Below are 26,048 nucleotides of genomic sequence, written 5' to 3' on the forward strand. Positions count from 1 at the left end.
GCGACGGCGAAGATCTCGGCGCGGGGGGTGCAGGTCTATTACGGCCAGAACCACGCGCTGAAGGACGTGGACGTGGACATCCGGGACCGGGCGGTTACGGCCTTCATCGGGCCTTCGGGCTGTGGCAAGTCCACCTTCCTGCGCTGCCTGAACCGGATGAACGACACCGTGGCCTCGGCGCGGGTCGAGGGCAGGATCACGCTGGACGGCGAGGACATCTACGACCCCCGCGTCGATCCGGTGCAGCTGCGCGCCAAGGTCGGCATGGTGTTCCAGAAGCCGAACCCCTTCCCGAAGTCGATCTACGACAACGTGGCCTACGGGCCGAAGATCCACGGCATGACCCGCAACAAGGCCGAACTTGACGGGATCGTGGAAAGCTCGCTGAAGAAGGCCGCGCTCTGGAACGAGGTCAAGGACCGGCTGGACGCGCCCGGCACCGGCCTGTCGGGCGGCCAGCAGCAGCGGCTCTGCATCGCCCGCGCGGTGGCGACCTCGCCCGAGGTGCTTCTGATGGACGAACCCTGCTCGGCGCTCGACCCGATCGCCACGGCCCAGGTCGAGGAGCTGATCGACGAGCTGCGCAGCCAGTTCTCGGTGGTGATCGTCACCCACTCGATGCAGCAGGCCGCGCGCGTCAGCCAGAAGACCGCCTTCTTCCACCTCGGCCACCTGGTGGAATACGGCGACACCACCCAGATCTTTACCAATCCGAAAGACCCCCGGACCGAATCCTACATCACCGGCCGCATCGGCTAAGGAGCCCGAGATGACCGAAAGCGACCAGCACATCCTCTCGGCCTTCGACCGGGATCTCGAGGCCCTCCAGGCCCATTTCATCCGCCTGTCCGGCCTGGCCGAAACCGCGCTGACCGAGGCCGCCAAGGCGCTCGAGACCCATGACCTCGCCGCCGCCGACAAAGTGATCGCCGCCGACGCCGCCATCGACGAGCTGGAAGAGTTCATCCAGATGGAGGCCGCCAGCATCATCGCCCGCCGCGCGCCGACCGCCGTTGACCTGCGTCGGCTCCTCGCCGTGATGCGGGCCGCCCATAGCCTGGAACGGGTCGGCGACTATGCCAAGAACGTGGCCAAGCGCACCCGCGTCCTGCCGCCGTCCGCCCCCGTGGAAGGCCACGCCGGCACGATCCGCCGCATGTGCGCGCTCGTCGTCCGCCTCCTGGACGAGGCCACCCGCGCGCTTGTGACCAAGGATGCCGACCTTGCCGCGGCGGTGCGCAAGCGCGATCTCGACATCGACCAGATGTACAACACGCTGTTCCGCTCGCTCTTCACCTACATGATGGAAAGCCCGGCCAACATCGGCCCCTCGATGCACCTGCATTTCATCGCCAAGAACATCGAACGCGCCGGCGACCACGCCACGACCATCGCCGAACAGGCGCTCTACCTCGCCACCGGCGCCCTGCCCAGCGACCCGCGCCCAAAGGCCGGCCTCGAAGTCGAGGGCTGACCCGCCCCGACACCCGACAGGCTCCTGCGCGCAATGGCCCTTGCCATGGCGCGCGGGCTGGTTTCATCTGTCCGCAAATATCCCCGCCGGAGGCACGTCCGAGCCGGTTGTGCCGCAGGCACAGAGGCGAGACGAAGGCTCGCGCGGAACGCGCTCGATTCACCCGCCGCCAAGGCCAGCAGGACCCGACGATGACCCACTTTCGCCACCGCAAGTTCAACACCCGCGACACCTACCCCGAACAGAAGCTCGACAACGACCTCGCCCAGGCCGTCGTCGCCCGGGGCCGGATCGTGTTCCTGCGCGGCCAGTGCCCGCAGGACCTGGACACCGCGAAGGACATCGGCAGCCATGACCCGGTCGAACAGACCCACAAGGTGATGCAGAACATCCGCCAGCTGCTGGAAGAGGTCGGCGGCCGGATGGAGCATCTCTGCAAGATCGTCGTCTACCTCACCGACGTCCGCCACCGCGAGGCGGTCTATCGCACCATGGGCGAATACATCAGGGGCGTGCATCCGGTCTCGACCGGGGTCGTCGTTACCGCGCTCGCGCGCCCCTCCTGGCTCGTGGAGATCGACGGCACCGCCGTCATCCCGGACGAAGAGTGAAGGGCGGCGCATGACCTTCTCCATCGTCGCCCGCTGCGCCCGGACCGGGCAGTTCGGCATGGCCATCTCCTCGTCCTCCCCCGCCGTCGCGGCGCGCTGCGCCCATGTCCGGGCCGGCGTCGGCGCGGTCGCCAGCCAGAACATCACCGACCCGGCGCTCGGGCCGCTCCTGCTCGACAAGCTCGAGGCCGGGCTTTCCGCCGCCGAGGCGCTGGCCGCCGTCGCGGACGGCCGCCCGCATATAGACTATCGCCAGCTTCTGGTGGTCGATGCCGCGGGCCGGACGGCCATCCATTCCGGCCGCCAGGTGCTGGGCCTCTGGGGCGAGGCCCGCGCCACCGATTGCGCCGCCGGGGGAAACCTGCTGGCCGCAGAGCTGGTGCCCATGGCGATGGTCGAGGCCTTCACCGGCGCGACGGGGCATCTGGGGGAACGGCTGATGCGGGCGCTCGAGGCCGGGCTTGCCGCCGGGGGCGAGGCCGGGCCGGTCCATTCGGCGGGGCTGAAGGTTGCCGACCGGCTGTCCTGGCCGCTGGTGGACCTGCGGATCGACTGGTCCGACGACCCGATCGGCATGCTGCGCGCGGCCTGGGATGTCTATGCGCCGCAGATGGCCGCCTACGTCCAGCGCGCCGAGGATCCGACCCTTGCCCCCTCCTACGGGGTGCCGGGGGATGAATAGGTCCGGTCTGTCCACGGTGGACATTTCCAAAAGTCACATGGGAATCAAGAACATGCTCGCGGACGTTTACGGAAGCTTAACCCTGGGGAAAGGGGCTTGCGCATGACCGAAACCGTCCACACGCTGGTCATAGGCGGCGGCCAGGCGGGGGTTGCCGCGTCGGCCCACTTGCAGAAGCACGGCATCCCCCACCTCGTCCTGGAACGCGACCGCATCGCCGAACGCTGGCGCAGCTGGCGCTGGGACAGCCTGGTCGCGAACGGCCCCGCCTGGCACGACCGCTTCCCCGAAGCCGAGTTCGAAGGGATCGACCCCGAGGCTTTCGCCCCGAAGGAGGCGGTCGCCGACTATATCGAACGTTTCGCCCGCGACCGCGCCCTGCCGGTCCGCACGGGGGTGGAAGTGACCCGGCTGGAACGCAGCGGCGACGGCTTCCGCGCCACCACCTCGACCGGCCCGATCGAGGCGCGGAACGTCATCGTCGCGACCGGCCCGTTCCAGGTGCCGGTCATCCCGACCGCGATCTCCGACCCCGGGATCACCCAGCTCCACTCCAACAGCTACCGCAACCCAGGCGCGCTGCCAGAGGGCGCGGTGCTGGTGGTCGGCGCCGGATCTTCGGGCGCGCAGATCGCCGAGGAACTGGTCCGGGCCGGTCGCCGCGTCTATCTCTCGGTCGGCCCGCACGACCGCCCGCCGCGCCGCTACCGGGGGCAGGATTTCGTCTGGTGGCTTGGCAAGCTGGGCAAGTGGGACATGAAGGCGCCCACGCCGGGAACCGAACACATCACCATCGCCGTCTCTGGCGCCTATGGCGGGCACACGATGGACTTCCGCCGCCTGGCGGGCCTCGGCGTCACGCTCCTCGGCCGGGCCGGCGCCTGCACCGACGGCGTCCTGCAGCTGGCCGACGACCTGCAAGCCAACATGGAGGCCGGGGACCGCAACTACCTTTCGGTGCTCGACGAGGCCGACGCCTATGCCGCAGCCCATGGCCTCGACCTGCCCGAGGAACCCGAGGCGCGGCAGCTCGGGCCCCTGCCCGACTGCGTGACCAATCCGATCCTCGCCCTGGATCTGAAATCCGCCGGCATCTCGACCGTGATCTGGGCCACCGGCTTCCGGCTGGATTTCGGCTGGATCGATCTCGACATCTTCCGCCCGGACGGCCGCCCGCGCCACCAGGACGGCGTGACCGAGGTGTCCGGGCTCTACTTCATCGGGCTGCCTTGGCTGTCCTGCCGGGGGTCCGCCTTCATCTGGGGCGCCTGGACCGACGCCGAACGGCTGGCCGCGCATATCGCCGCGCGCGGATGAACGCCGCGACAGAGGTCGCGGATCGTGGCAGACTGTCGCGGCGCAGCCCCAGAGGCCGACCATGCGACTCATCCCTGCCCTGACCCTTTCGGCGATGCTGGCGGCCTGCGCCAGCGTGAACTACGGCACCATCGACGAAGGCACATTCTCAGGAGAAGTCGCGGTTGTCTGGCTGCGCGGCACCGGATCGCTGGGCGACGGCACCTTCATCTACGTGCCGACCCCGAACCGACCTCTGACCTTCACCCGACCAGAGGGCGAAACTGCCGGAAAGATCATCACGCCGCCGATGATGTACACGGACGGCGGCTCGGTGCCGGGTCTGGCCCGTGCCTTCCGCGGCTTCACCCCCTGGAACTATGGCCCGGCCTATATCGTCCATGACTGGGTGTTCATGGCCCGCCAGTGCCTGAACGCGGGCAGTACCGATCCGGTCCATCAGGCACTTGAGGACCTGACCTTCCAGGACTCGGCAGAGATCATCGCCGAAAGCATCAAGGCGCTGGAGAGATCGGGGCGCGTGAAGGCGGGCGACATCTCGGGGCCGGGCGTCACCTTTGCCGTCACCAGCCCCTTCTCGCACGCGCTGTGGCGCAAGGCCGCCTGCCGGAAAGTCACGCCCGAACACGCCAGGATGGCGCTGGAAGCCGTCGGCCGCAAACCCGAGGTCGGCGATGCCTCGCGCCTGCGCATCCTTGCAGGACCGGACGGAACCCGGCAGATGGTGCAAGGCTTGGTGGTGGCGGTCTCGCGCTTCGACGAATGAACCTCAGGACGCCTTCAGGACACCCCGGTCGATCTGGTCCTGCTCGATCGATTCGAAGAGCGCGCGGAAGTTTCCTTCGCCGAACCCCTCGTCGCCCTTGCGCTGGATGAACTCGAAGAAGATCGGTCCGATCACGGTCTTCGAGAAGATCTGCAACAGGATCTTCGTCTCGCCCCCGTCCACGACCCCCTCGCCGTCGATCAGGATGCCGTGCTTCGCCAGCTTCTCGATCGGCTCCTCATGCCCGACGACGCGGGATTTCGACAGCTCGTAATAGGCCATCGGCGGCTTCGGCATGAACTTCAGCCCCGCCTCGGCGATGGCATCGGTCGCCGCATAGATGTCGTCGCTCCCGACCGCGATGTGCTGGATCCCCTCGCCCTTGTAGCGCTTGAGATATTCCACGATCTGCCCGGTCTCGCCGCAATCCTCGTTGATCGGAATGCGGATGCGGCCGCACGGGCTGGTCAGCGCACGGGAATGGAGGCCGGTATATTTGCCCTCGATGTCGAAAAAGCGGATCTGGCGGAAGTTGAACAGCCGGCCGTAGAAGTCGAACCAGGTGTCTATGTTGCCGCGATGGACATTGTGGGTCAGATGGTCGAGGTAGTGGAAGCCCACCCCCTTCGGCTTGGCCGGGGCGACCCAGTCGAACTCGGCGTCATAGGGGTTCGATTCGCCGTACCGGTCGGTGAAATAGATCAGCGAGCCGCCGATGCCGACGATCGCGGGCAGGTCCAGGGTTTTCCGCGGCCCTTCAAAGGGTTCCGCGCCGTTCTTCACGGCATGGTTGAAGGCATGCGCCGCATCCGCCACCCGCCAGCCCATCGCCGGCGCGCAGGGGCCGTGTTCGTCGACGAAGCGGCGGGCATGGCTGCCGGGCTCGTCGTTCAGGATATAGGTGATGTCGCCCTGCTGCCAGAGCTCCACCGCCTTGGTCCGGTGGCGGGCCGTCAGGCTGTAGCCCATCTTCGCGAACAGTGAACGCAGCTCGTCCGGGTTCGGATGGGCGAATTCGACGAATTCGAAGCCGTCGGTCCCGGCGGGGTTCTCGGCCGAGATCACGGCGCGGGGGGCGGTGTGCGGAAAGGGACCCATGGCTGCCTCCGGTCAGGGGGTTATGCGCACAGTCTGGCACGGATCGGGCGCCGATGGCGCGCATCTTTCGGCTTGAAATCGTGTGAACATGCGCGATCCTGTCGACAAATGGGTTTTCTGTGCGAAAGGATCGCATGCTGGACGAAACCGATTCCCGCCTTCTCGCCGCGGTGCAGGCCGATGCCCGGATCACCGCCGAGGATCTGGGCGCGCGGCTGAACCTGTCGGCGAGCCAGGCCGCCCGCCGCCGCGCCCGGCTGGAGGCCGAGGGCGTGATCGCCGGCTACAGCGCCCGGCTGTCGCCCGAGCGGCTGGGGCTGGCGGTGCAGGCCTTCGTCAGCGTGCAGATGGCCGCCCATGCCCCCGAGACGGCCGCCGCCTTCCTGCGCCTGATCGCCACCCTGCCCGAGGTCACGGCCTGCTGGACCCTGACTGGCGAGGCCGACTACCTCTTGCGGGTCTGGTGCGCCGACCTGCCCGCGTTGAACGACCTGATCCACCACCGCCTGCTGCCGAACCCTGCCGTCGCCCGGGTGCAAAGCCAGATCGTGATGGCGCAACCCAAGCCCGATTCGGGGCTACCCGTCTGACGCGGGCAGGCAGCGCGAGAGCACGGCGCGGATCATCGCCTCACGCTCCTCTGGCGATTTTCCCTGCAAGGTTCGCATCTTCTGGCCGGCAGAGAGATCGGCAATGCCGTGGCTGGTGGCCCAGAGCGCGATCACGTCGGTCTCGCCCCCGCCCAAGGCGGCGACCAGGCCGACAAGGTGTTCGTAGGCCCGGTTCGCCGCCGCGAGCAGATCGGGCGCGGCAAAATCGGGCCGGGCCGAGGAGAAGATGAGCCGGAACAGCGCCGGTCGGGCCAGCGCGAACTCCAGATAGCCGAGGCCGGCGCGCACGGCCCGGTCGCGATCGTCCGCCGCCCCCACCTCGCGCGCATCCAGCGTATCCTGGAACCGGGTGAAGCCTTCCGTGGCCAGCGCCGTCAGAAGGCCGACCGTGTCGACGAAATGATGCGCCGGCGCCGCATGGCTGACCCCGGCCCGCTTGGCCACCGAGCGCAGGGAAAACCCCTCGACGCCCTTCTCGGTCAACTCCTCCTCGGCCGCCGCCAGGAGGGCCGCCCGCAAATCGCCGTGGTGATAGGGTCTTTCAGACATGCCCAAGGCGTAACGCCCAATCTTTCCAGCGTAAAGATTTTTCTTGACGCCCCCGCCGGGCGCCGGATAGTCCTGACACTGTAAAGATATGAGGCCGCGATGACCCCCGACGCCCTGTTCCAGATCGCCAATCCCCTGGCCCTCCTGGGCTGGCTGACGCTGCTTGCCAGCCCGCTGGCACCCCGGGCCGCGCAGGCCCTGGCCGGGGCGGCAGTCCCGCTTCTGCTGTCGCTCGCCTATGCCGGGCTTGTCCTGGCCTTCTGGTGGGAGGCGCCGGGCGGGTTCGGGTCGCTGCCCGAGGTGATGCAGCTCTTCACCCACCCCCAGATCGCGCTGGCAGGCTGGCTGCATTACCTGGCCTTCGACCTCTTCCTCGGCGCCTGGGAGGTCCGCACCGCCCGGGCCGAGGGCATCCCGCACGGGATGGTCCTGCCCTGCCTCGTCCTGACCTTCCTCTTCGGTCCCGCGGGCCTGCTGGCCTTCGCGATCCTGCGCTTCACCCTTGTCCGAAAGGTCCTGCCATGACCGCCACCCTTACCGCCCCTCGCCTTGCCGTCCTGTCGCGGCCTGACACCCTGCTCCTGCGCCTCACCTGGTTCATCGCGCTGACCGCGCTGCCCTTGATGGTGGCCTACGGGCTGGACGACCGGATGTTCCAGGGCGACGGCATCTGGCTGAAGCCGCTGAAGTTCCACCTTGCGCTGGTGGTCTATACCGGCACGCTGGCGCTCTTCGGGATGCTCTTGCCCGAGGGCAGCCTCGCCTCGCGCCGCTGGCGTCTCTACCTGGGCCTCGTCGCCGCCTGCATCCTGGCCGAGCTCGCGTGGATCGACGGCGCGGCGGCGCTGGGGACGGCCTCGCATTTCAACACGACGGGGCTTGGTTCGGCGCTCTATCCTCTGATGGGCCTCGCCGCCATCATCCTGACCTCGCTGTCGCTGGCGATGGGGCTGCTGTTCTGGCGCGAGCGGCAGGATGCGCTGCACCTGTCGATCGCGCTGGGGCTGATCCTGACCTTCGTGCTGACCGTCCCGGTCGCGGGGACGCTGGCGAACAACCCCGGGCACCTCGTCGGCACGCCGGTGACCGGCGCGCGCTTTCCCTTCTTCGGCTGGTCGGCCGAGGTCGGCGACCTGCGCCTGCCGCATTTCCTTGCGACCCATGCGATGCACGCGGTGCCGCTGGCTGGGCTGACCGGCAACCGCACCGCAGTCTGGGCCACGGCGGCCGGCTTCACAGCGCTGGTAGGCTGGTGCCTTGCCCGCGCACTTCAGGGCCTGTCGCCCTTCTGACGCTTTCCCTTGGTCGCGGGCCGCGCTAGAACGCCCGCGATCAAGGGGAAACGCGCATGCCGATGGAAAAGACCTTCAACGCCGCCGAGGCCGAAGCCCGCATCTCGAAGCTCTGGCTCGACGCCAGGGCCTTCCGCGCCGGGGCGAACGCGAAACCCGGCCGGCCGGCCTTTTCCGTGATGATCCCGCCGCCGAACGTCACCGGCAGCCTGCACATGGGCCATGCCTTCAACAACACGCTGCAGGACATCCTGACGCGCTGGCACCGGATGCAGGGCGACGACACGCTCTGGCAGCCGGGGACGGACCATGCCGGGATCGCGACCCAGATGGTGACCGAGCGCGAGATGGCGCTGAACGAGGAACCCGACCGCCGCACGATGGGGCGTGAGAAATTCACCGCAAGGGTCTGGGAACAGAAGAAGAAATCGCGCGGCACGATCATCGGGCAATTGCAGCGGCTGGGCGCCTCCTGCGACTGGGACCGCGAGGCCTTCACCATGTCCGGCGCCCCGGGCGCACCGGCGGGCGAGGAAGGCAACTTCCACGACGCGGTCATCAAGGTCTTCGCCGATCTCTACAACAAGGGCCTGATCTACCGCGGCAAGCGGCTGGTGAACTGGGACCCGCATTTCGAGACGGCGATCTCGGACCTCGAGGTCGAAAACATCGAAGTCCCCGGCCACATGTGGCACTTCAAGTATCCTTTGGCGGGGGGTCAGACCTATGAGTATGTCGAGAAGGACGCCGACGGCAACGTGACCTTCCGCGAGGTGCGCGACTATATCTCCATCGCCACGACGCGCCCCGAAACCATGCTGGGCGACGGGGCGGTGGCGGTTCATCCATCGGATGAGCGTTACGCGCCAATCGTCGGGAAACTATGCGAAATTCCGGTCGGGCCGAAGGAACACCGCCGTCTGATCCCGATCATCGCCGACGAATACCCCGACCCCACCTTCGGCTCGGGCGCGGTGAAGATCACCGGGGCGCATGACTTCAACGACTATGGCGTGGCCAAGCGCGCGGGCATCCCCTGCTACCGCCTGATGGACACCCGCGCCCGGATGCGCGACGACGGCATGCCTTACGCCGAGGCGGCGGAGATTGCCGGCCGCATGTCGCGGGCCTGGCTGGTGGCCAAGGGCTACGCCACCCCCGGCATCGCCGAACAGCCCTTCGAGCTGACCGAGACCGAGATCGATGCCCTGAACCTCGTCCCCGACGAATTGCGCGGGCTGGACCGGTATGAGGCCCGGAAACGCGTGGTTGACCAGATCACCGCCGAAGGCCTCGCCGTCACCATCCTGAAGAAGAGCATCGACAAGGAAACCGGCGCCGAGCACCTGGATCGGGTGCCTTACGTCGAGTCCAAACCGATCATGCAGCCCTTCGGCGACCGCTCGAAAGTGGTGATCGAGCCGATGCTGACCGACCAGTGGTTCGTCGATACCGCGAAAATCGTCGGCCCCGCGCTCGACGCGGTGCGGACGGGCCGGACGAAGATCATCCCGCCCTCGGGCGAGAAGACCTATTATCACTGGCTGGAAAACATCGAACCCTGGTGCATCAGCCGCCAGCTCTGGTGGGGGCATCAGATCCCGGTGTGGTATGGCCTCGACCTGTCCGCCCCCGGCTTCCGCGACGACGAGGGCGACGAGGCGCTGGACGAGGTGGAAATCCTCCGCGTCCTCGGCGACGGCGGATATGTCCAGCGCGAGGCGATTTCCCATTGCGCGGCCGATGTCGGGTCGGTGACGGAACGCTTCCGCGACAGTCTCGCCGCCCTGCCCCATCCGCTGAACCACGCCCGCGTGGTCGAAGTCGCGGATCGTGCGGCGGCGGTAGAGGCTCTTGCCGCCTCGCTTGCAGCTTACGAGGTAGAGCAGGACGCGACGAAGCTGGTCTACCCGATCTGGCGGGATGAGGACGTTCTCGATACCTGGTTCTCCTCCGGCCTCTGGCCGATCGGCACGCTCGGCTGGCCCGAACCCACGCCGGAACTGAAGAAATACTTCCCCACCTCGGTCCTCGTGACCGGGCAGGACATCCTCTTCTTCTGGGTCGCCCGGATGATGATGATGCAGTTGGCCGTGGTGAACGACGTGCCCTTCCGCACCGTCTACCTGCATGGCCTCGTCCGCGACGCCAAGGGCAAGAAGATGTCGAAGTCCTTGGGCAACGTCATCGACCCCCTGGAGATCATCGACGAATACGGCGCCGATGCGCTGCGGTTCGCCAATGCGGCGATGGCCTCGCTGGGTGGCGTGCTGAAGCTCGACACCCAGCGCATCGCGGGCTACCGCAACTTCGGCACCAAGCTCTGGAACGCCTGCCGCTTTGCCGAGATGAACGGGGTCTGGGAAGGTCACGCGACCGGCCCCGCCCCCAGCCCCAAGGCCACCGCGAACAAGTGGATCATCGGCGAAACCGCCAGGACCCTGGCCGAGGTCAACGAGGCGCTGGAGAACTTCCGCTTCGACCAGGCGGCGGATGCGCTGTACAAATTCGTCTGGGGCAAGGTCTGCGACTGGTATGTCGAATTCGCCAAGCCCCTGTTCGACGGCCCCGACGCGCAGGAAACCCGCCAGACCATGGCCTGGGTCCTCGACCAGTCGATGATCCTTCTGCACCCCTTCATGCCCTTCATCACCGAGGAACTCTGGGGCACCACCGGCAAACGCGCGAAGCTGCTGGTTCACACCGACTGGCCCGAGCTTCCGGCGACCCTCATCGACCGCGACGCGGAACGCGAGATGACCTTCGTCACCACGCTGATCGACGACATCCGCAGCGCACGCGCGCAAGTGCATGTGCCGGTGGGGCTGAAGGCCGACCTCGTGGCAACCTCCCTCACCGACGAGGCCCGCGCGGCCTTCCAACGCAATGAGGCACTCATCAAGCGCCTCGCCCGGGTGGACAATGTCACCGAAGGCGTGGCGCCGAAGGGGTCCATCGCCGTGGCGGCGGAAGGCGCGGCCTTCGCGATTCCGCTGGAAGGGCTGATCGACATCGCGGAGGAGAAATCCCGCCTTCAAAAGGCGCTGGACAAGCTGATGAAGGAGATCGGGGGGCTGAAGGGTCGGCTCGACAACCCGAACTTCGTCAAGTCGGCCCCAGAAGACGTGGTGATGGAGGCGACCTCGAACCTCGAGGCGCGGCAGGACGAGGCACAGAAGATCCGCGAAGCGTTGGCCCGCCTTGCCGATCTGGGGTAAGGAAGTCGGACCCAAGCCTTTCCGGGGCCGATGCGTCACAACGATGCCAACCCCGGAAAGGATCCACCCATGCGCCTTGCCCTCGCCATCCTTGCCTTTTCCAGCCTTGCCTCAGCCTCCGGCGCCTTGACACCGGAGGTCTTTCCGCAGTTGCGCCTTCCCGGCGGCGAGCCGACGAGGGTTCCGGGGACCGACATCACGCTGACCCTGACCGAGGTCGAGGATCAGCGCTGCCCGACCGGGGTGGATTGCGTCTGGGAGGGGATGATCCGGGTCCATCTTGCCGTCATGCACGATGGGACGTTTCAGGAAATCACGCTCTGCAACCGCTGCGAGGATGCTGCGGATCTTTCCGCAGCCGCGGGACAAACCTTCGGACTCGTCGGTCTTGCGCCCTCGACAGAAGAGCTGGCCAAGCTGGGCAGGTCGCCCGAGCTGCCCGATTACACGCTGACGGTGAACTACGGCCCGGTGGACTGATGCCTTGCACCCAGAGGCGGATCTGGCCACAGTCGGGGAAGGAGGCGTTGCGATGTCCTGGCTCTCGCGTCTTGCCGAACGGCAGATCCAGAAGGCCCGTCTGAAGGGCCAGTTGCAGGGGCTTGCAGGCGAAGGCAAGCCGCTGCCCGACCGGCCGGGCGATGCCTTTGTCTCTCCCGGAGATGCGGTGGGGTTCCTCATCATGGCGCAGGCGGGGGTCCTGCCCGAGAAGATAACCCTGAAGAAACAGGTCGCCGCCCAGCGGGAGCGGCTCCAGGCCCTGACCGACGAAGCCGAGCGCAAGGCCGCGATGGCGGAGCTGGCACGGCTGGAGATGTTGCAGGCCATCGCCGAGGAATCGCGCCGCAAGTTCCTGCGCTGAGGCTTGCGTGTCGCCCCCGGCCCGTGCCAGCCTCTGCGGCATGAGCCGTTTCCTGACCCCCCACGCTGCCGCCCTTCCCTCCACCGTTCCCTTCACCGGCCCCGAGGCGCTGGAGCGCAGGACCGGCATCCCCTTCCGCGCGCGGCTTGGGGCGAACGAAAGCCTGTTCGGCCCCTCCCCCCGGGCCATCGCCGCGATGAAGGCGGCGGCCGAGGACGCCTGGATGTATGGCGATCCGGAAAATCACGATCTGAAACAGTCGCTTGCCGCGCATCACCGGGTGACGCCAAGCCACATCGCCGTCGGACCCGGGATTGACGGCCTTCTGGGCCTGGTCTGCCGGCTGGTCCTGGAACCGGGGACGCCGGTTGTCACCAGCCTTGGGGCCTATCCGACCTTCAACTTCCACGTCGCGGGCTACGGCGGGGTGCTGACCCGGGTGCCTTACCGGGGCGATCACGAGGACCCGGAGGCGCTGCTTGCCGCGGCGAAATCGACGGGTGCGCGGCTGATCTACCTGGCCAATCCGGACAACCCGATGGGCAGTCATCATCCGGCGGCGGTGATCGAGGACATGGTGGCGAACCTGCCAGAGCAGACGCTCCTGATCCTGGACGAGGCCTATGCCGACCTTGCCCCGCCCGGCACGGTGCCCGACATCCCGGCCGACCATCCGCAGGTCATCCGGATGCGCACCTTTTCCAAGGGTTACGGGCTGGCAGGCGCCCGTGTCGGCTATGCGATCACCAACCCGGACCTGGCGCTGGCCTTCGACAAGGTGCGCGATCATTTCGGCATGGGCCGCATCTCCCAGGCCGGGGCGCTGGCGGCGCTGGCGGACCAGGACTGGCTCCGGAGAGTTCAGAGCCGAACGCTGGCCGCCCGCGCCCGGCTTTCGGCCATTGCCGAGAAGAACGGTTTTCGCCCGCTGCCCTCGGCCACCAACTTCGTCACCATCGACTGCGGCCGGGACGGAAACCACGCCCGCAAGGTGCTGGAGGCGCTGGCCGTCCGGGGCGTGTTCATCAGGATGCCCGGTGTCGCGCCCTTGGATCGCTGCATCCGTATCAGTCTGGGAGACGACCCGGCACTGGACATCCTTGAAGATGCCCTGCCCGCGGCGCTGCAGGCAGCGGACTGATCACTCGGCGGCGAGATCCGGCTTGGCCGGGCCAACGGCCGGGGCCTTGCCGGGTGCGGGGCTCTCGGCCGGGCCGAGTCTGGGTTTGGCAGCCACAGGTTCCTGCAAGAGTAGCCGGCCACCGGCCGGCGCCGTGGCGGAGGATGCGCCGGACATGACCCGGCGGAACACAAGCACGTTCTGGAACGTGGTCTTGGTGCCGGTCAGCCCGACCCTTTCGTCGCAAGGCAAGGTGTCCGCGCGGACGTAATCCCACCCCTCGGCGCCAAGTTCGTTCATCAGGTTGGTAAGAGCCAGGGCAAAGCGGTCTTCCGTGGTCTTGACCCCGCGCGCCTTTTCGCCTCGCCTGGGGGCCGGAATGACCTTGAACTCGAAACGCTGCATCGGGTCTCTCCCGTCCCTGTCCGCAGGAAGACATAGAAGATTCTGCGGCTTGCCGCAAATCACGCAGAGTTTTTCCGGCAGAAGCGCGCCAGATCGGCCACAGACGGAGGTCAGAGACCCAGCTTGGCCGCCACCATGGCGTTGACGGTCGCCGGGTTGGCCTTGCCGCCGGTCGCCTTGATCACCTGGCCGGTGAACCAGCCGGCGAGCTTCGGATTTGCCCGGGCCTTTGCCACCTGTTCGGGATTCGCGGCGATGATCTCGTCCACCGCCTTCTCGATGGCGCCGGTGTCGGTGACTTGCTGCATGCCCCGCGCCCTGGCCACCTCGGCCGGATCGCCGCCTTCGGTATAGATGATCTCGAACAGGTCCTTGGCCATCTTGCCGCTGATCGTGCCGGCGGCGATCAGGTCGATGATGCCGCCCAGCTGGGCGGCCGAGACCGGGCTTTCGGTGATGTCGTGGCCTTCCTTCTTCAGCCGGCCGAACAGTTCGTTGATGACCCAGTTCGCCGCCATCTTGCCGTCGCGGCCCTTGGCCACCGCGTCGAAATAGTTCGCCGCGTCGAGTTCGGCCGTCAGCACATTGGCGTCGTAGTCGGTCAGCCCGTAATCCGCCATGAAGCGCGCCTTCTTGGCGTCCGGCAGTTCCGGCATCCGCGCCTTGATGTCATCCACCCAGACCTGCTCGATCTCCAGAGGCAAGAGGTCGGGGTCGGGGAAATAGCGGTAGTCGTGCGCCTCTTCCTTCGACCGCATCGAGCGTGTCTCGCCCTTGTCAGGGTCATAGAGCCGGGTTTCCTGCACGACCTCTCCGCCGTCCTCGATGATGGCGATCTGGCGCCGCGCCTCATACTCGATGGCGGCCTGGATGAAGCGCATCGAGTTCATGTTCTTGATCTCGCATCGCGTGCCGAGATGGCTGAAATCCTGCGTTTCCTGATACTTCTCGTAGGCCCCGGGCCGGCAGACCGACACGTTCACATCCGCGCGCAGGTTGCCGTTCTGCATGTTGCCGTCGCAGGTGCCAAGATACCGCAGGATCTGGCGCAGCTTGGTCACATAGGCCGCTGCTTCCTCCGGCCCCCGGATATCCGGGCGGCTGACGATCTCCATCAGCGCGACACCGGTGCGGTTGAAATCGACGAAGGAAAGGTTCGGGTCCATGTCGTGGATCGACTTGCCCGCATCCTGTTCCAGGTGGATCCGCTCGATCCGCACCCGACGCGCGACACCGGGGGCCATTTCCACGATCACCTCGCCCTCGCCGACGATGGGGTGGTAAAGCTGGCTGATCTGATAGCCCTGCGGCAGGTCGGGGTAGAAGTAGTTCTTTCGGTCGAAGGCCGAGACCAGGTTGATCTGCGCCTTCAGCCCCAGCCCGGTGCGCACCGCCTGTTCGACGCAGAATTCGTTGATGACGGGCAGCATCCCCGGCATCGCGGCATCGACGAAAGAGACATTGGAATTGGGTTCCGCCCCGAAGGCGGTGGAGGCGCCGGAAAACAGCTTGGCATTCGACGAGACCTGGGCGTGGATCTCCATGCCGATCACCAGTTCCCAGTCGTGCTTGGCCCCGGCGATCACCTTGGGCGCGGGCGCGGTATAGGTCAGGTCAAGCATGGGTCGTCTCCGGCTGCGGTCTTGCCGGCCGGTTTAGGCCGCGCGGGGCGGCAGGGCAAGAGGATGCGTCAGGTGCGCCGGACCAGGGTGCCGAGCCCTTCGCCGCGCCGCACGATGCGTGCGCCACGCTTCAGGGCCGGGCCGAAGACCTCGGCCATGGCGAAGGCCAGGCTTTCGGGTCCCTTCGTCCAGCAATCCATCTGCACCTCGCGCAGCCTGTTCCAGAGCACGTCCGACAGCGCGGCGCGAACCTTGGTCAGCTGCCACGCCGTTTCGGCACCGCCCTTGCGGTAGTCGAGCGCAAGATTGGACAACAGGTGCGCCGCGATGTTGGCCCGCTGCTGGCAGCCGGTCGCGGACTGGTAATCGGCGATCGCCTCGCAGAAGTATTCGAGATCGACCGTCGGCGAGAGGTCGCCCAGAACCTCGACTGCGGTGATGTGGTAAATGGCATAGGCCGCCTTGCCGGTGACGCCCTGCGTCATGCGGACGGCGCGGCGGGCCTCGCGTTCGAAGCCCTCCAGCGAGCCATGCCAGCCCGGAAGCATGTCCACGGCATGCGCGGCGTGGGCCTGTGCATCCTCTGGGTCAAGATCGACCCAGTCCTCGTACCATTCGCGGCAGACCGAGCCTCCATCCTCGATCCCGGGAAGCAGCGCATAGCGGGTCGCGGCCAGAAGCGGGGACATCTCCTCGATGGGGTCGAAGTCCGTGACCAGCGCCTCGGCGCGGTCGTAGTGCGCGGTACACTCGGCCCCGATCTCGCGGGACATCTGGCCCTCGGGGACGGACATGCGCCGGGCCCTCGCGAGGTCGATATGACCCTGGGCAAGAACCTGGGCAGCGCAGTAGTCGTCCTGATTGCGCTCGTAAAGGCTTTCAAGCGCCGCAAGCTCGTCCCTGGCGGCGGTCCAGTTGCGCGCGGCAATGGCGACAGAAAGGCGGGCGCGCATGCCCTCGCTGATCAGGGGGGCCACGCGATGCCCGCCCGAGGCCATCACCCGTTCCTGGTCGGTGTAGCGCAGGGCTTCGAGAAGATCCGCCCATTCCCCGGCCGCCGCCATCGCGGCGTGGTCGTCGCGCACGCAGTCCCACTCCGTGCGTTCGGCGCCGATCCGCAGCACCGGCGCGTCAAGCCGGGAGAGCACCTGCTCGGCCGCCAGCCCGTCCGGCATCGGCGCCGAGGATCGCAGCTGCGACCGCAGTGCGACGGCATCTTCTTGCTGACTGCGACCCGTCCGGGTTTTCACATGCAACAGTGACGGTGTAACTAGCATCGACTCGCCCTCCGGGCAGGGAGCGCCTGCCGTGCGTGCAACCTGCCGGCGGATCGGGGCGAAAAAAGGGAAATGCAGTGATCTTCGGGTGACGTCACCATGCTGGTTCGTGGAATTATCGGATTGTTTGCAGCGGCTTCGCTGGTGGCTTGTGTGAAGACCGAACCGGTCGAACCCATGGCTTTCGTCGCGCCGCCGATGCAGTGGGACCATCACCCGGAAGGCGATGAATGGACCGAATCGACGCTGCTCGCCGTTTCGACGAAGGATCAGATCCTGTCCGAACGGGTGCCCGCCGACATCGAGACGTGGTGCCCGGGATATGAAACCGCCTCGGTGCCCGAGCGTCGCGCCTTCTGGGCGGGTCTCCTGTCGGCGGTCGCGAAATACGAAAGCACCTGGAACGAGAAGGCGTCGGGCGGCGGCGGTCGCTGGATCGGGCTGATGCAGATCTCGCCCCGGTCGGCAGCGAACTACGGCTGCGAGGCGACCTCGGTCGGCGCGCTGAAGGACGGCGAGGCGAACCTGGAATGCGCGGTCGAGATCATGTCGACGCAGGTCGCCAAGGATGGCCTTGTGGCCGGCGGCGGCAACCGCGGCATCGGGCGCGACTGGGCACCGCTGCGGTCGAACGAGAAGCGGTCGGCGATGGCGGCCTGGACCCGGGCGCAGCCCTATTGCCAGGCCGGGTGACCGGCTCCGACGAAGCGGTGGAAACTCTCGGCGCCGCCGATCTTCAGGAGCCGCACGTTCAGGCACGCGAGACCGCATCCTGCGTCGTCAGCTTTGCAGACCTGCGAGACCCGGGGCGCGCGGCATCTTCCGCGGCGTCCGGGGGCTGATGCAGGTGCAACCGAAGACTACATAGCAGCCAGTTGTCCAGTTGAACGCCGAGGGGCGAACCCCGAGGAGGCGACCGTCAGGTCCGGTTATTCCGGCGCTCTCACGGGGTGGACGCCAGACTTGCGAGGACGGTCGAAGCGCCGGGCCAGGGTGCCCGGGTCCCGGACCGATCGGGTCCATTCGCGGATCGCATGGGAAACGGCCCCGGCGTTGATGATCCAGAAGTAACAGCCGGCCATCAGGACCAGCATGGCGATGATATACGACATTGCTTGTCCCCTTGCGCAATTGCAGGCTGCATAGCCGGACAGATTGGCAACTTTATGGCACGCCGGGCGCCTCAGCCTGCCGCCAGCATCCGTTCCGCCATCTCGCGCAGGTCGCCGCTGAGGTCGGGGGCGGCCAGGATCCGCTCCAGCTCGGTCCGAGCCAGCTTGCGGCGTGCGGCGTCGTATCGAGGCCAGGTCTCGAAAGCTGTCGAGACCCGGGCCGCGGTCTGCGGGTTCAGGGGGTCAAGCTTCAGAAGCCAGTCGGCGACGAGCCTGTAGCCCGCGCCCGAACGGTGATGGAAGCCCGCGTGGTTGGCGGCCAGCGCCCCGATGACGGTGCGGAAGCGGTTGGGGTTCTTCCAGTCGAAGCCCGGCGCCCCGATCAGCCGCGCCGCCACCGCAGCCGCCTCGGCGGGTTCGGCATGAGCGATCTGAAGCGCATGCCATTTGTCCATCACATTCGCATCGCGGCCCCAGCGCGCGGCGAAGCTGACCAGTTCCGCCTGCCCCTGCCCCACCTCCAATAGCGCCGACAGCGCGCCGACCTCCTCGGTCATGCTGCGCGCGCGGGCGAAGGCCGAGGCGGCAAGCTTGCCGCCGTCGCGCCGCGACAGAAGGCCCAGCGCCGCGATCTTCAGCGCCCGCCGTCCCGCCTGCGCGGCCGAGGGCGAAAAGGGCGCATTGTCGTCCAGATCCTTGTAAAGGCGTGACAATCCTTCACCAAGCCGGATCGCCAGCGCGCCCGTCATCTCGCGCCGGGCGGCGTGGATCTTGGCCGGGTCGGGGATGCGGCCCATGGCGTGGATGGTCTGGGCGATGTCGTCCTCGCCCGGAAGCCGCAGGCAGAGCGCGCGGAAGGCCGGGTCCAGCGTGTCGTCGAAAGTGACGGCCGCCAGGGCATCCAGCCAGGCCGGGCTGACGGGCGCGCCCTTCAGGGCGATATCGGCCATGACCTCCTTGGCCAGCGCGCGGCCTGCCTCCCACTTGTTGAAGGCGTCGGTGTCATGGGCGAGCAGGAAGGCGCGTTCTTCCGGGGGCGCCTTCCGGTCCAGCACCACCGGCGCGGAAAAGCCGCGCAGGATAGAGGGAACCGGCCTTGCCGCCAGCCCCTCGAAGCGGAAGGACTGCTTGGCACGCGTCATTTCGAGCGTGATCGTGGGCACTACCTCGTCGCCGTTCGGATTGAGCAGCCCCACCTTGATCGGAATGACCTTGGGGTGCTTGATGGGCTGACCGGGCGTGGGCGGGTTCTTCTGGGTGAAGGTCAGGGTATAGACGCCGTTGTCCCAGGTTTCCTCGACCTTCAGGCGGGGAGTGCCGGCCTCGGAATACCAGAGCTTGAACTGGCTGAGGTCGCGGCCGGTGGCGTCCTCGAAAACCTTCAGCCAGTCCTCGATCGTCGCCGCATCGCCATCGTGGCGCTCGAAGTAGAGGTCGAGGGCGCGCTTGTAGCCGGCATCGCCGACCAGCGATTTCAGCATGCCGATGACCTCGGCGCCCTTCTCGTAAACCGTGGCGGTGTAGAAGTTGTTGATCTCGACAAAGCTTTCCGGGCGGACCGGATGGGCCAGCGGCCCGTCGTCCTCTCGGAACTGGCGGCTGCGCAGTGTCACCACATCCTCGATCCGGCGCACGGCGGCAGACCGCATGTCGGCCGAGAACTGGTGGTCGCGAAAGACCGTCAGACCCTCCTTCAGGCACAGCTGGAACCAGTCGCGGCAGGTGATGCGGTTGCCGGTCCAGTTGTGGAAGTATTCGTGGGCGATGATCGCCTCGATCCGGTAATAGTCGTCGTCCGTCGCGGTTTCGGGCGAGGCCAGGACATAGCGCGAGTTGAAGATGTTCAGCCCCTTGTTCTCCATCGCGCCCATGTTGAAATCGTCCACGGCGACGATGTTGAACACGTCGAGGTCGTATTCCCGGCCATAGACCTGTTCGTCCCAGCGCATCGAGCGGATCAGGCTGTCCATCGCATAGGCGCAGCGGTCCTCGTCCCCGGGGCGGACCCAGATGTTCAGATCGACCGGGCGGCCCGAGGCGGTGACGAAACTTGCCGAATGGGCGCGCAGGTCGCCGGCGACCAGGGCGAAAAGATAGGCCGGTTTCGGCCAGGGATCGTCCCACTCCGCCCAGCCTTCACCGCTGGCGACGGGGTTGCCGTTCGACAACAGGACCGGCAGGTCGCTTTCGATCCGCACCTTGAAGCGGCTCATAACGTCCGGGCGGTCCGGGTAATAGGTGATCTTGCGGAACCCCTCGGCCTCGCACTGGGTGCAATACATGCCCTTCGACATGTAAAGCCCCTCCAGCGCGGTGTTCGCCTCTGGTGCGATCTCGACTTCGGTTTCCAGGATGAAGGGGCCGTCGGGCAGCTCGTGGGCGGCGATGGTCAGGGACCGTTCATCGACCGCAGGGGTGATGGCCTGGCCATCCAGTTTGCAGGAGATGAGTTTCAGCCCCTCGCCATCGAGGCGAAGGTGGTCGCGGTCCTTGCGCGCGGGGTTCTGGCGAAGGCTCAGCCGGGCGACCACCCGGGTCGCCGTGGGATGCAGGCGGAAGGTCAGGTCCACGCTTTCGACGACATGGGAATAGGGCCGGTAGTCGGCCAGGTAGACGGTCTTTTGCTCGGACATGAAGGACTCCTTTGCCCTTGCAAGCTACGGCCAAACGTCCCGGACGCAAGGGGGCGGCGGGTAACAGTCTTTTGCCGCTTTACGAATCCCGGCGCGCCGCTACATCATGTGTTCCATGAATGTTCTCGTCTGGTTCAAGCGCGACCTGCGCATCCATGACCATCCCGCGTTGTCGCTGGCGGCGGGGCTGGGGCCGGTTCTGCCGGTCTATGTCGTCGAGCCGGAACTTTGGATGCAACCCGACGCTTCGGCCCGGCAATGGGAATTCCTTGCCGAAAGCCTGGCCGATCTGCGCGCCGCCCTTGCCGGGGCCGGGGCGCCCCTGGTGGTGCGCACGGGCGATGCGGTCGAGGCGCTGGCGGGCCTCTGCCGGCGTCACCGGATTGCCCGGATCGTCAGCCATGAGGAGACGGGGAACCTCTGGACCTTTGCCCGCGACCGGCGGGTGGCGGCCTGGGCGCGGGGGGCGGGGATCGAGTGGGTGGAACTGCCGCAATCGGGCGTGGTGCGCAGGCTTGCCTCGCGCGATGCCTGGTCGGCGGGCCGCGACGCCTTCATGGCCACGCCCGCCCTGCCCGACCCCGCCCTGCGCGCGGTCGAGGGTGTCGAACCCGGCCCCATCCCCACGGCCCGCGCGCTGAAACTGGCGCCGGACCCCTGCCCGCATCGCCAGCTCGGCGGCCGGACGCGGGGGCTGGACCTGCTTGACAGCTTCCTCTCCCGGCGGGGCGAGCCCTACCGCACCGCGATGTCCTCGCCGCTCACGGCCGAGCGGGCCTGTTCGCGGCTCTCGCCCCACTTCGCCTTCGGCACGCTCTCGATCCGCGAGGGGATGCAGGCCACCGCCATCCGGCAGGCGGAACGCCCGGGCGGGCGCTGGGGCGGGGCGCTGGCCAGTTTCCAGTCGCGGCTGGCCTGGCGCGACCATTTCGTCCAGAAGCTGGAGGACGAGCCCGAGATCGAGACCCGCTGCCTGCACCGCGCCGCCGAGACCCTGCGCCCCCGCGACCCCGACGCTTCACGTTTGGCCGCCTGGGAGGCGGGCGAGACCGGCCTGCCCTTCCTCGACGCCTGCATCCGCTATCTGCGGGCGACGGGCTGGTTGAACTTCCGCATGCGCAGCATGGTCATGGCGGCGGCCTCCTACCACCTGTGGCTCGACTGGCGGGCGACCGGGGCGATCCTCGCCCGCCGCTTCACCGATTACGAACCCGGCATCCACTGGCCGCAGGTGCAGATGCAGTCGGGCACGACCGGCATCAATACCCCGCGGATCTACAATCCGGTCAAGCAAGGGCTGGACCAGGACCCGACCGGCGCCTTCACCCGGGCCTGGGTGCCGGAACTGGCAGGGGTGCCAGATGCCTTCCTGCAAACCCCCTGGGCCTGGGAGGGCGCGAGCGCGCTCCTTGGCCGGCGTTACCCCGCGCCCGTGGTGGACCCCGCCGCCGCGCAGCGGGCCGCGCGCGAGGCGATCTTCGGCCTGCGCCGCACCAGCGACCGCGCCGAGATCGCCGCCATCGTCACCCGCCATGCCAGCCGCGCCGATCCGCGCTTTGTCAACGACCGCAGCCCGCCGCGCCGTCGCCGCCCCGAGCCGGCGGGCCAGTTGTCGCTGGACCTCTGACCATGGCGCGGATGCAGAAAAAGGCCTACCTGCCGCAGAAGACCTGCGCCACCTGCGGCCGCCCCTTCGCCTGGCGGAAGAAATGGGCGAAGGTCTGGGACGAGGTGCGCTATTGCTCGGATCGCTGCCGGGACGGGCGGAAGGCGGCGGCCAGGCCCCGGACGTGACGCAGGCCGGATCGGCTTGACGCCGCTTTCACGGCCGCCCTACTGTCGGCCCAGTCAGCAAGGCCGCCCGATGCCCCGCGATCCCCGCTACGACATCCTGTTCGAGCCTGTCCGCATCGGCCCGGTCACCGCCCCCAACCGCTTCTACCAGACCCCGCATGCCACCGGCTTCGGCTGGCAGCGCCCGCAGTCGGGCGCGGCGCTACGGGGCGTGAAGGCCGAAGGCGGCTGGGGCGTGGTCTGCACCGAATACTGCTCGATCCATCCCTCGTCCGACGACAGCCCCTATGCCTTCCTGACCCTCTGGGACGACCAGGACATCGCGCCCCTCGCCCTGACCGCCGAGGCGATCCATGCGCACGGATCGCTCGCGGGAATCGAGCTGTGGCACGGCGGCGCCCATGCCTCGAACCGGATGACGCGGGTTCCGGGCATCGCACCGATGACGCAGCCGGCGCTCTACCATCTGCCCGCTACCGCCCGCGCGATGGACCTGTCCGACATCCGCACCTTCCGGGGCTGGCAGCGGGATGCGGCACGGCGGGCAAGGCAGGCCGGCTTCGACATAGTCTATGTCTATGCCGGGCACGACTACCTGCCCTTCCAGTTCCTGTCTCGCCGCACCAACCAGCGGAGCGACGCATACGGGGGAAGCCTGGAAAACCGCGTCCGTCTGCTGCGCGAGATGATCGAGGACACGAAGGACGCGGTCGGGGAGACCTGCGCCGTGGCGGTGCGGCTGGCGGTGGACGAGTTGCACGGGCCGGAGGGGATCACCTCCGACGGCGAGGGGCGCGAGATCATCGCGATGCTGGCCGAATTGCCGGACCTCTGGGACGTGAACGTCGCCGGCGCGCTGGGCAACGACAGCCGCTCGGCCCGGTTCTCGGGCGAAGGGTTCCAGGAAGAGAACGTCGCCTTCGTGAAGTCCCTGACCTCGAAGCCCGTGGTCTCGGTCGGCCGATTCACCTCGCCAGACCGGATGGTCAGCCAGATCCGGCGCGGGGTGCAGGATTTCATCGGCGCGGCGCGGCCGTCCATCGCCGACCCGTTCCTGCCCGCGAAGATCCGCGAGGGGCGCGAGGACGAGATCCGCGAATGCATCGGCTGCAACATCTGCCGCGCGGCGAACAACGAGGGCGTGGGCCTGCGCTGCACGCAGAACCCGACCATGGGCGAGGAATGGCGGCGCGGCTGGCATCCCGAGCGGATCGCGGTCCATCCCCGCCGGGAAAGGGCGCTGGTCATCGGCGGCGGCCCGGCGGGGCTGGAGGCGGCGCTGACACTTGGCCGCCGGGGGCTGGAGGTGGCGCTGGCCGAGGCATCGGATCGGTTCGGCGGCAGGCTGCTGCGCGAGGCGACGCTGCCGGGGTTGCAGACCTGGCTGCGGGTCCGGGACTGGCGGCTGCACATGCTGGGCAAGCTGGCGAATGTGGACCTCTATCCCGCCAGCCGGATGACGGCGGCGGACGTGGCCGGGTTCGGGGCGGACCATGTCGTGCTGGCCAACGGGTCGCACTGGCGGCGGGACGGGGTTGGTGTATGTGCGACCCGCCCGCTCGATTTGCCCGAGGCTCTGACGCCCGACGACGTGTTCGCGGGCACACCCGTCGCGGGGCCCGTCGTGATCTACGACGACGAGCACTATTTCATGGGTGGCGCTCTGGCCGAGAAACTGGCCGTCGCGGGGCACGAGGTCCAATATGTGACGACCGCCGCCGTCGCCTCGTCCTGGACGGTGATGACCAACGAACAGGACTTCCTCCAGGCCCGGCTGATCGAGGCGGGTGTGAAGCTTCATCCCCTCAAGGCGTTGATATCGCACGACAGCGGGACTGCGACCCTTGCCTGCGTCTATACCGGCCGCACCGAAGCCCTGCCCTGCGCCACGCTGATCCTGACGACCGGACGCCTGCCGGACAGCGCGCTGGCCGATGAACTGTCCTCGGCCGGCATCGCGGCATCGCGGGTTGGCGACTGCCTCGCCCCTTCCTCCATCGCCGACGCGGTCTATTCTGCCCACCGCTTCGCGCGCCTTCTCGGCGAACCCGACCTGCCGCCGCGCCGCGAGATGCCCCCGGAAAGGAGCCCCTGATGCGCCAGCGCCGCCCGGCCCGCGCCGCGAATGCCATTCCGCAGCCGCCCTTCGGCCAGGTGCCGCGCCCCTATGACCCGATCCGCGTCCTGTCCGACGACCAGGTCGAGGCGATCCACCGGGCCGCGCTGCGGCTGCTGGCCGAACAGGGGATGCGCGTCCTCAACGGCCGGGCGCTGGACCTGTTCCGGCGCGCCGGGGCGCGGGTCGAGGGCAACATGGTCCACCCCGACCCCGGACTGATCGAGGCCTGCCTGGCCACCGTCCCCCGCACCTTCACCATCGCCGCGCGGAACCGGGCGAAGGACCTGCGCTTCGGCGGAAACGACATGGTGTTCTCCTCGGTCGGCGGCCCGGCCTATGTGATGGACCTCGACCGCGGCCGCCGCGACGGCACCCTGCGGGACATGCAGGACTTCCTGCGCCTGTGCCAGAGCCTGAACGTGATCCAGCAGGAATCCGGCGGGCCGCTGGAGCCGATGGACCTGCCGGCGAACACCCGGCACCTCGACCTCTACCTGTCGCAATGCACGCTGCTGGACAAGAGCTGGAACCTGAATGCGCTGGGGACCGAGCGCACGATGGACGGGATCCACATGGCCGCCATCGCGATGGGGTGGAGCCTCGACGACCTTGCGCGGACGCCGATGATGATGGGGGTCATCAACACCAACTCGCCCCGGCAGCTGGACGACCCGATGAGCCAGGGCCTGATCGCGCTGGCGGAACACGGGCAGGTCGCGATCGTGACCCCCTTCACGCTGGCCGGCGCGATGGCCCCGGTCAGCCTGGCCGGCGCGCTGGTCCTGCAGCATGCCGAGGCGATGTTCGGCATCGCGCTGACCCAGATCGTGCGGCCGGGCGTGCCGGCCATGTATGGCGGCTTCACCTCGAATGTGGACATGAAGACCGGCGCGCCCGCCTTCGGCACGCCCGAATATGCCAAGGCGGCCCAGGCGAGCGGCCAGTTGGCGCGGCGGATCGGGGTGCCGTTCCGGTCCTCGAACACCACGGCGGCGAATGCGCTCGACGCGCAGGCGGCCTACGAGTCGATGATGTCGCTCTGGGGCTGCCTGATGGGCGGCGCGCATCTGGTGATCCATGGCGCGGGCTGGATGCACGGCGGGCTGACGGCCAGTTTCGAGAAGCTGGTGCTGGATGCCGAGCTTCTGGGGATGATGCAGGCCTGGTTCCGGCCGATCCAGGTGACGGACGAGGCGCTTTCGCTGGACGCCATTGCCGAGGCCGGGGTGGGCGGACATTTCTTCGGCACGGCGCAGACGCTGGCGCAGTATGAAACCGCCTTTCATCCGCCCATGTTGTCGAACTGGGACAACTATCCGACCTGGCTTGCCAAGGGGGCCGAGGAAGCCCCGGCCCGCGCCAACCGGATCTGGAAGGACCTCTTGGCCGCCTACGAACCGCCGCCCATCGACGCTGGCACGGTCGAGGCGCTGGAGGCCTATGTCGCCCGCCGCAAGGCCGAGGGCGGCGCGCCCACCAACTGACG

The 26,048-nt window shown here is 67.9% G+C and carries 25 protein-coding genes; 18 read left to right on the top strand and 7 right to left on the bottom strand.

The window, feature by feature from the left end:
• The first annotated feature begins 12 nt into the window (after positions 1 to 12).
• The 6 genes from pstB to ACK4IU_RS08425 all read left to right on the top strand — a co-directional run bounded on the left by pstB (position 13) and on the right by ACK4IU_RS08425 (position 4,850).
• Entirely contained in the window at positions 13 to 759 is a 747-nt protein-coding gene (gene pstB, locus ACK4IU_RS08400) for a phosphate ABC transporter ATP-binding protein PstB (RefSeq protein WP_409733871.1), read from the top strand.
• A 10-nt stretch (positions 760 to 769) separates the two neighbouring features.
• Positions 770 to 1,474, top strand: coding sequence for a phosphate signaling complex protein PhoU (gene phoU / locus ACK4IU_RS08405; RefSeq protein WP_409733708.1), 705 nt, complete (start codon positions 770 to 772; stop codon positions 1,472 to 1,474).
• Between the two features lie 191 nt (positions 1,475 to 1,665).
• Entirely contained in the window at positions 1,666 to 2,085 is a 420-nt protein-coding gene (locus tag ACK4IU_RS08410) for a RidA family protein (protein WP_149589007.1), read from the top strand.
• A 10-nt stretch (positions 2,086 to 2,095) separates the two neighbouring features.
• Positions 2,096 to 2,767 (top strand): DUF1028 domain-containing protein, encoded by a 672-nt coding sequence (locus ACK4IU_RS08415; RefSeq protein ID WP_409733713.1) that lies wholly within the window; start codon positions 2,096 to 2,098, stop codon positions 2,765 to 2,767.
• A gap of 102 nt (positions 2,768 to 2,869) precedes the next feature.
• Positions 2,870 to 4,084, top strand: a complete 1,215-nt coding sequence (locus ACK4IU_RS08420; protein ID WP_409733716.1) for a flavin-containing monooxygenase — start codon at positions 2,870 to 2,872, stop codon at positions 4,082 to 4,084.
• A 61-nt stretch (positions 4,085 to 4,145) separates the two neighbouring features.
• A complete protein-coding gene (locus ACK4IU_RS08425) occupies positions 4,146 to 4,850 on the top strand; it encodes a hypothetical protein (protein WP_409733718.1) in 705 nt (234 codons plus the stop codon).
• 3 nt (positions 4,851 to 4,853) lie between these two features.
• On the opposite strand, the gene hppD is transcribed toward ACK4IU_RS08425, so the two are convergent.
• Positions 4,854 to 5,948: a 4-hydroxyphenylpyruvate dioxygenase gene (hppD, locus tag ACK4IU_RS08430; protein WP_409733720.1), complete on the bottom strand. Its 1,095-nt coding sequence runs from the start codon at positions 5,946 to 5,948 to the stop codon at positions 4,854 to 4,856.
• A gap of 134 nt (positions 5,949 to 6,082) precedes the next feature.
• On the opposite strand from hppD, the gene ACK4IU_RS08435 reads away from it, so the two are divergent.
• Complete coding sequence (locus ACK4IU_RS08435) at positions 6,083 to 6,538, top strand: Lrp/AsnC family transcriptional regulator (RefSeq protein ID WP_409733722.1); 456 nt, start codon at positions 6,083 to 6,085, stop codon at positions 6,536 to 6,538.
• Here ACK4IU_RS08435 and ACK4IU_RS08440 read toward each other — a convergent pair.
• Positions 6,527 to 7,108 (bottom strand): TetR/AcrR family transcriptional regulator, encoded by a 582-nt coding sequence (locus ACK4IU_RS08440; protein WP_409733724.1) that lies wholly within the window; start codon positions 7,106 to 7,108, stop codon positions 6,527 to 6,529. The two genes, ACK4IU_RS08435 and ACK4IU_RS08440, sit on opposite strands and share 12 nt — an antisense overlap.
• Before the next feature lie 99 nt (positions 7,109 to 7,207).
• Between ACK4IU_RS08440 and ACK4IU_RS08445 the strand changes: the two genes are divergently transcribed.
• From ACK4IU_RS08445 to ACK4IU_RS08470, 6 genes are all read left to right on the top strand, one after another.
• Positions 7,208 to 7,633 carry an ABA4-like family protein gene (locus ACK4IU_RS08445; RefSeq protein WP_409733726.1) on the top strand — a complete coding sequence of 142 codons (426 nt, stop codon included), beginning with the start codon at positions 7,208 to 7,210 and terminating at the stop codon, positions 7,631 to 7,633.
• The gene (locus ACK4IU_RS08450) at positions 7,630 to 8,400 is read left to right on the top strand and encodes a hypothetical protein (RefSeq protein ID WP_409733728.1); all 771 of its coding nucleotides are present in this window, start codon (positions 7,630 to 7,632) and stop codon (positions 8,398 to 8,400) included. Before ACK4IU_RS08445 ends, ACK4IU_RS08450 begins: the two co-directional genes overlap by 4 nt.
• 56 nt (positions 8,401 to 8,456) lie before the next feature.
• Positions 8,457 to 11,618 (top strand): valine--tRNA ligase, encoded by a 3,162-nt coding sequence (locus tag ACK4IU_RS08455; RefSeq protein WP_409733730.1) that lies wholly within the window; start codon positions 8,457 to 8,459, stop codon positions 11,616 to 11,618.
• A 69-nt stretch (positions 11,619 to 11,687) separates the two neighbouring features.
• Positions 11,688 to 12,098, top strand: coding sequence for a hypothetical protein (locus ACK4IU_RS08460; RefSeq protein ID WP_409733732.1), 411 nt, complete (start codon positions 11,688 to 11,690; stop codon positions 12,096 to 12,098).
• 52 nt (positions 12,099 to 12,150) lie between these two features.
• The gene (locus tag ACK4IU_RS08465) at positions 12,151 to 12,480 is read left to right on the top strand and encodes a DnaJ family domain-containing protein (protein WP_409733734.1); all 330 of its coding nucleotides are present in this window, start codon (positions 12,151 to 12,153) and stop codon (positions 12,478 to 12,480) included.
• 40 nt (positions 12,481 to 12,520) lie between these two features.
• On the top strand, positions 12,521 to 13,621 hold the full coding sequence (locus ACK4IU_RS08470; RefSeq protein ID WP_409733736.1) for a pyridoxal phosphate-dependent aminotransferase: 1,101 nt from the start codon (positions 12,521 to 12,523) through the stop codon (positions 13,619 to 13,621).
• Here the strand turns inward: ACK4IU_RS08470 and ACK4IU_RS08475 are convergent, their stop codons facing one another.
• The 3 genes from ACK4IU_RS08475 to ACK4IU_RS08485 form a co-directional block, all read right to left on the bottom strand.
• Positions 13,622 to 14,005: a DUF4177 domain-containing protein gene (locus tag ACK4IU_RS08475; protein ID WP_409733738.1), complete on the bottom strand. Its 384-nt coding sequence runs from the start codon at positions 14,003 to 14,005 to the stop codon at positions 13,622 to 13,624.
• Between the two features lie 110 nt (positions 14,006 to 14,115).
• Positions 14,116 to 15,627: an Asp-tRNA(Asn)/Glu-tRNA(Gln) amidotransferase subunit GatB gene (gatB, locus tag ACK4IU_RS08480; protein WP_409733740.1), complete on the bottom strand. Its 1,512-nt coding sequence runs from the start codon at positions 15,625 to 15,627 to the stop codon at positions 14,116 to 14,118.
• A gap of 68 nt (positions 15,628 to 15,695) precedes the next feature.
• The gene (locus tag ACK4IU_RS08485) at positions 15,696 to 16,802 is read right to left on the bottom strand and encodes a hypothetical protein (protein WP_409733742.1); all 1,107 of its coding nucleotides are present in this window, start codon (positions 16,800 to 16,802) and stop codon (positions 15,696 to 15,698) included.
• A gap of 201 nt (positions 16,803 to 17,003) precedes the next feature.
• Between ACK4IU_RS08485 and ACK4IU_RS08490 the strand changes: the two genes are divergently transcribed.
• A complete protein-coding gene (locus tag ACK4IU_RS08490; protein WP_409733744.1) occupies positions 17,004 to 17,597 on the top strand; it encodes a transglycosylase SLT domain-containing protein in 594 nt (197 codons plus the stop codon).
• Positions 17,598 to 17,833: 236 nt separating this feature from the next.
• Here ACK4IU_RS08490 and ACK4IU_RS08495 read toward each other — a convergent pair whose 3' ends face one another.
• Complete coding sequence (locus tag ACK4IU_RS08495) at positions 17,834 to 18,016, bottom strand: hypothetical protein (RefSeq protein WP_409733746.1); 183 nt, start codon at positions 18,014 to 18,016, stop codon at positions 17,834 to 17,836.
• 71 nt (positions 18,017 to 18,087) lie between these two features.
• Positions 18,088 to 20,649, bottom strand: a complete 2,562-nt coding sequence (gene pepN / locus ACK4IU_RS08500; RefSeq protein ID WP_409733748.1) for an aminopeptidase N — start codon at positions 20,647 to 20,649, stop codon at positions 18,088 to 18,090.
• A 115-nt stretch (positions 20,650 to 20,764) separates the two neighbouring features.
• Here pepN and ACK4IU_RS08505 point away from each other — a divergent pair, with 115 nt between their 5' ends.
• The 4 genes from ACK4IU_RS08505 to ACK4IU_RS08520 all read left to right on the top strand — a co-directional run bounded on the left by ACK4IU_RS08505 (position 20,765) and on the right by ACK4IU_RS08520 (position 26,046).
• Positions 20,765 to 22,276, top strand: coding sequence for an FAD-binding domain-containing protein (locus ACK4IU_RS08505; protein WP_409733750.1), 1,512 nt, complete (start codon positions 20,765 to 20,767; stop codon positions 22,274 to 22,276).
• A gap of 2 nt (positions 22,277 to 22,278) precedes the next feature.
• Positions 22,279 to 22,443, top strand: a complete 165-nt coding sequence (locus ACK4IU_RS08510) for a DUF2256 domain-containing protein (protein ID WP_409733752.1) — start codon at positions 22,279 to 22,281, stop codon at positions 22,441 to 22,443.
• Positions 22,444 to 22,513: 70 nt separating this feature from the next.
• Positions 22,514 to 24,538, top strand: coding sequence for an FAD-dependent oxidoreductase (locus ACK4IU_RS08515; RefSeq protein ID WP_409733754.1), 2,025 nt, complete (start codon positions 22,514 to 22,516; stop codon positions 24,536 to 24,538).
• Positions 24,538 to 26,046, top strand: a complete 1,509-nt coding sequence (locus ACK4IU_RS08520) for a trimethylamine methyltransferase family protein (protein ID WP_409733757.1) — start codon at positions 24,538 to 24,540, stop codon at positions 26,044 to 26,046. Before ACK4IU_RS08515 ends, ACK4IU_RS08520 begins: the two co-directional genes overlap by 1 nt.
• The last annotated feature ends 2 nt before the right edge of the window (positions 26,047 to 26,048 follow it).

The sequence above is a fragment of the Tabrizicola flagellatus genome (assembly GCF_046295235.1).
Taxonomy (GTDB): domain Bacteria; phylum Pseudomonadota; class Alphaproteobacteria; order Rhodobacterales; family Rhodobacteraceae; genus Tabrizicola; species Tabrizicola flagellata_A.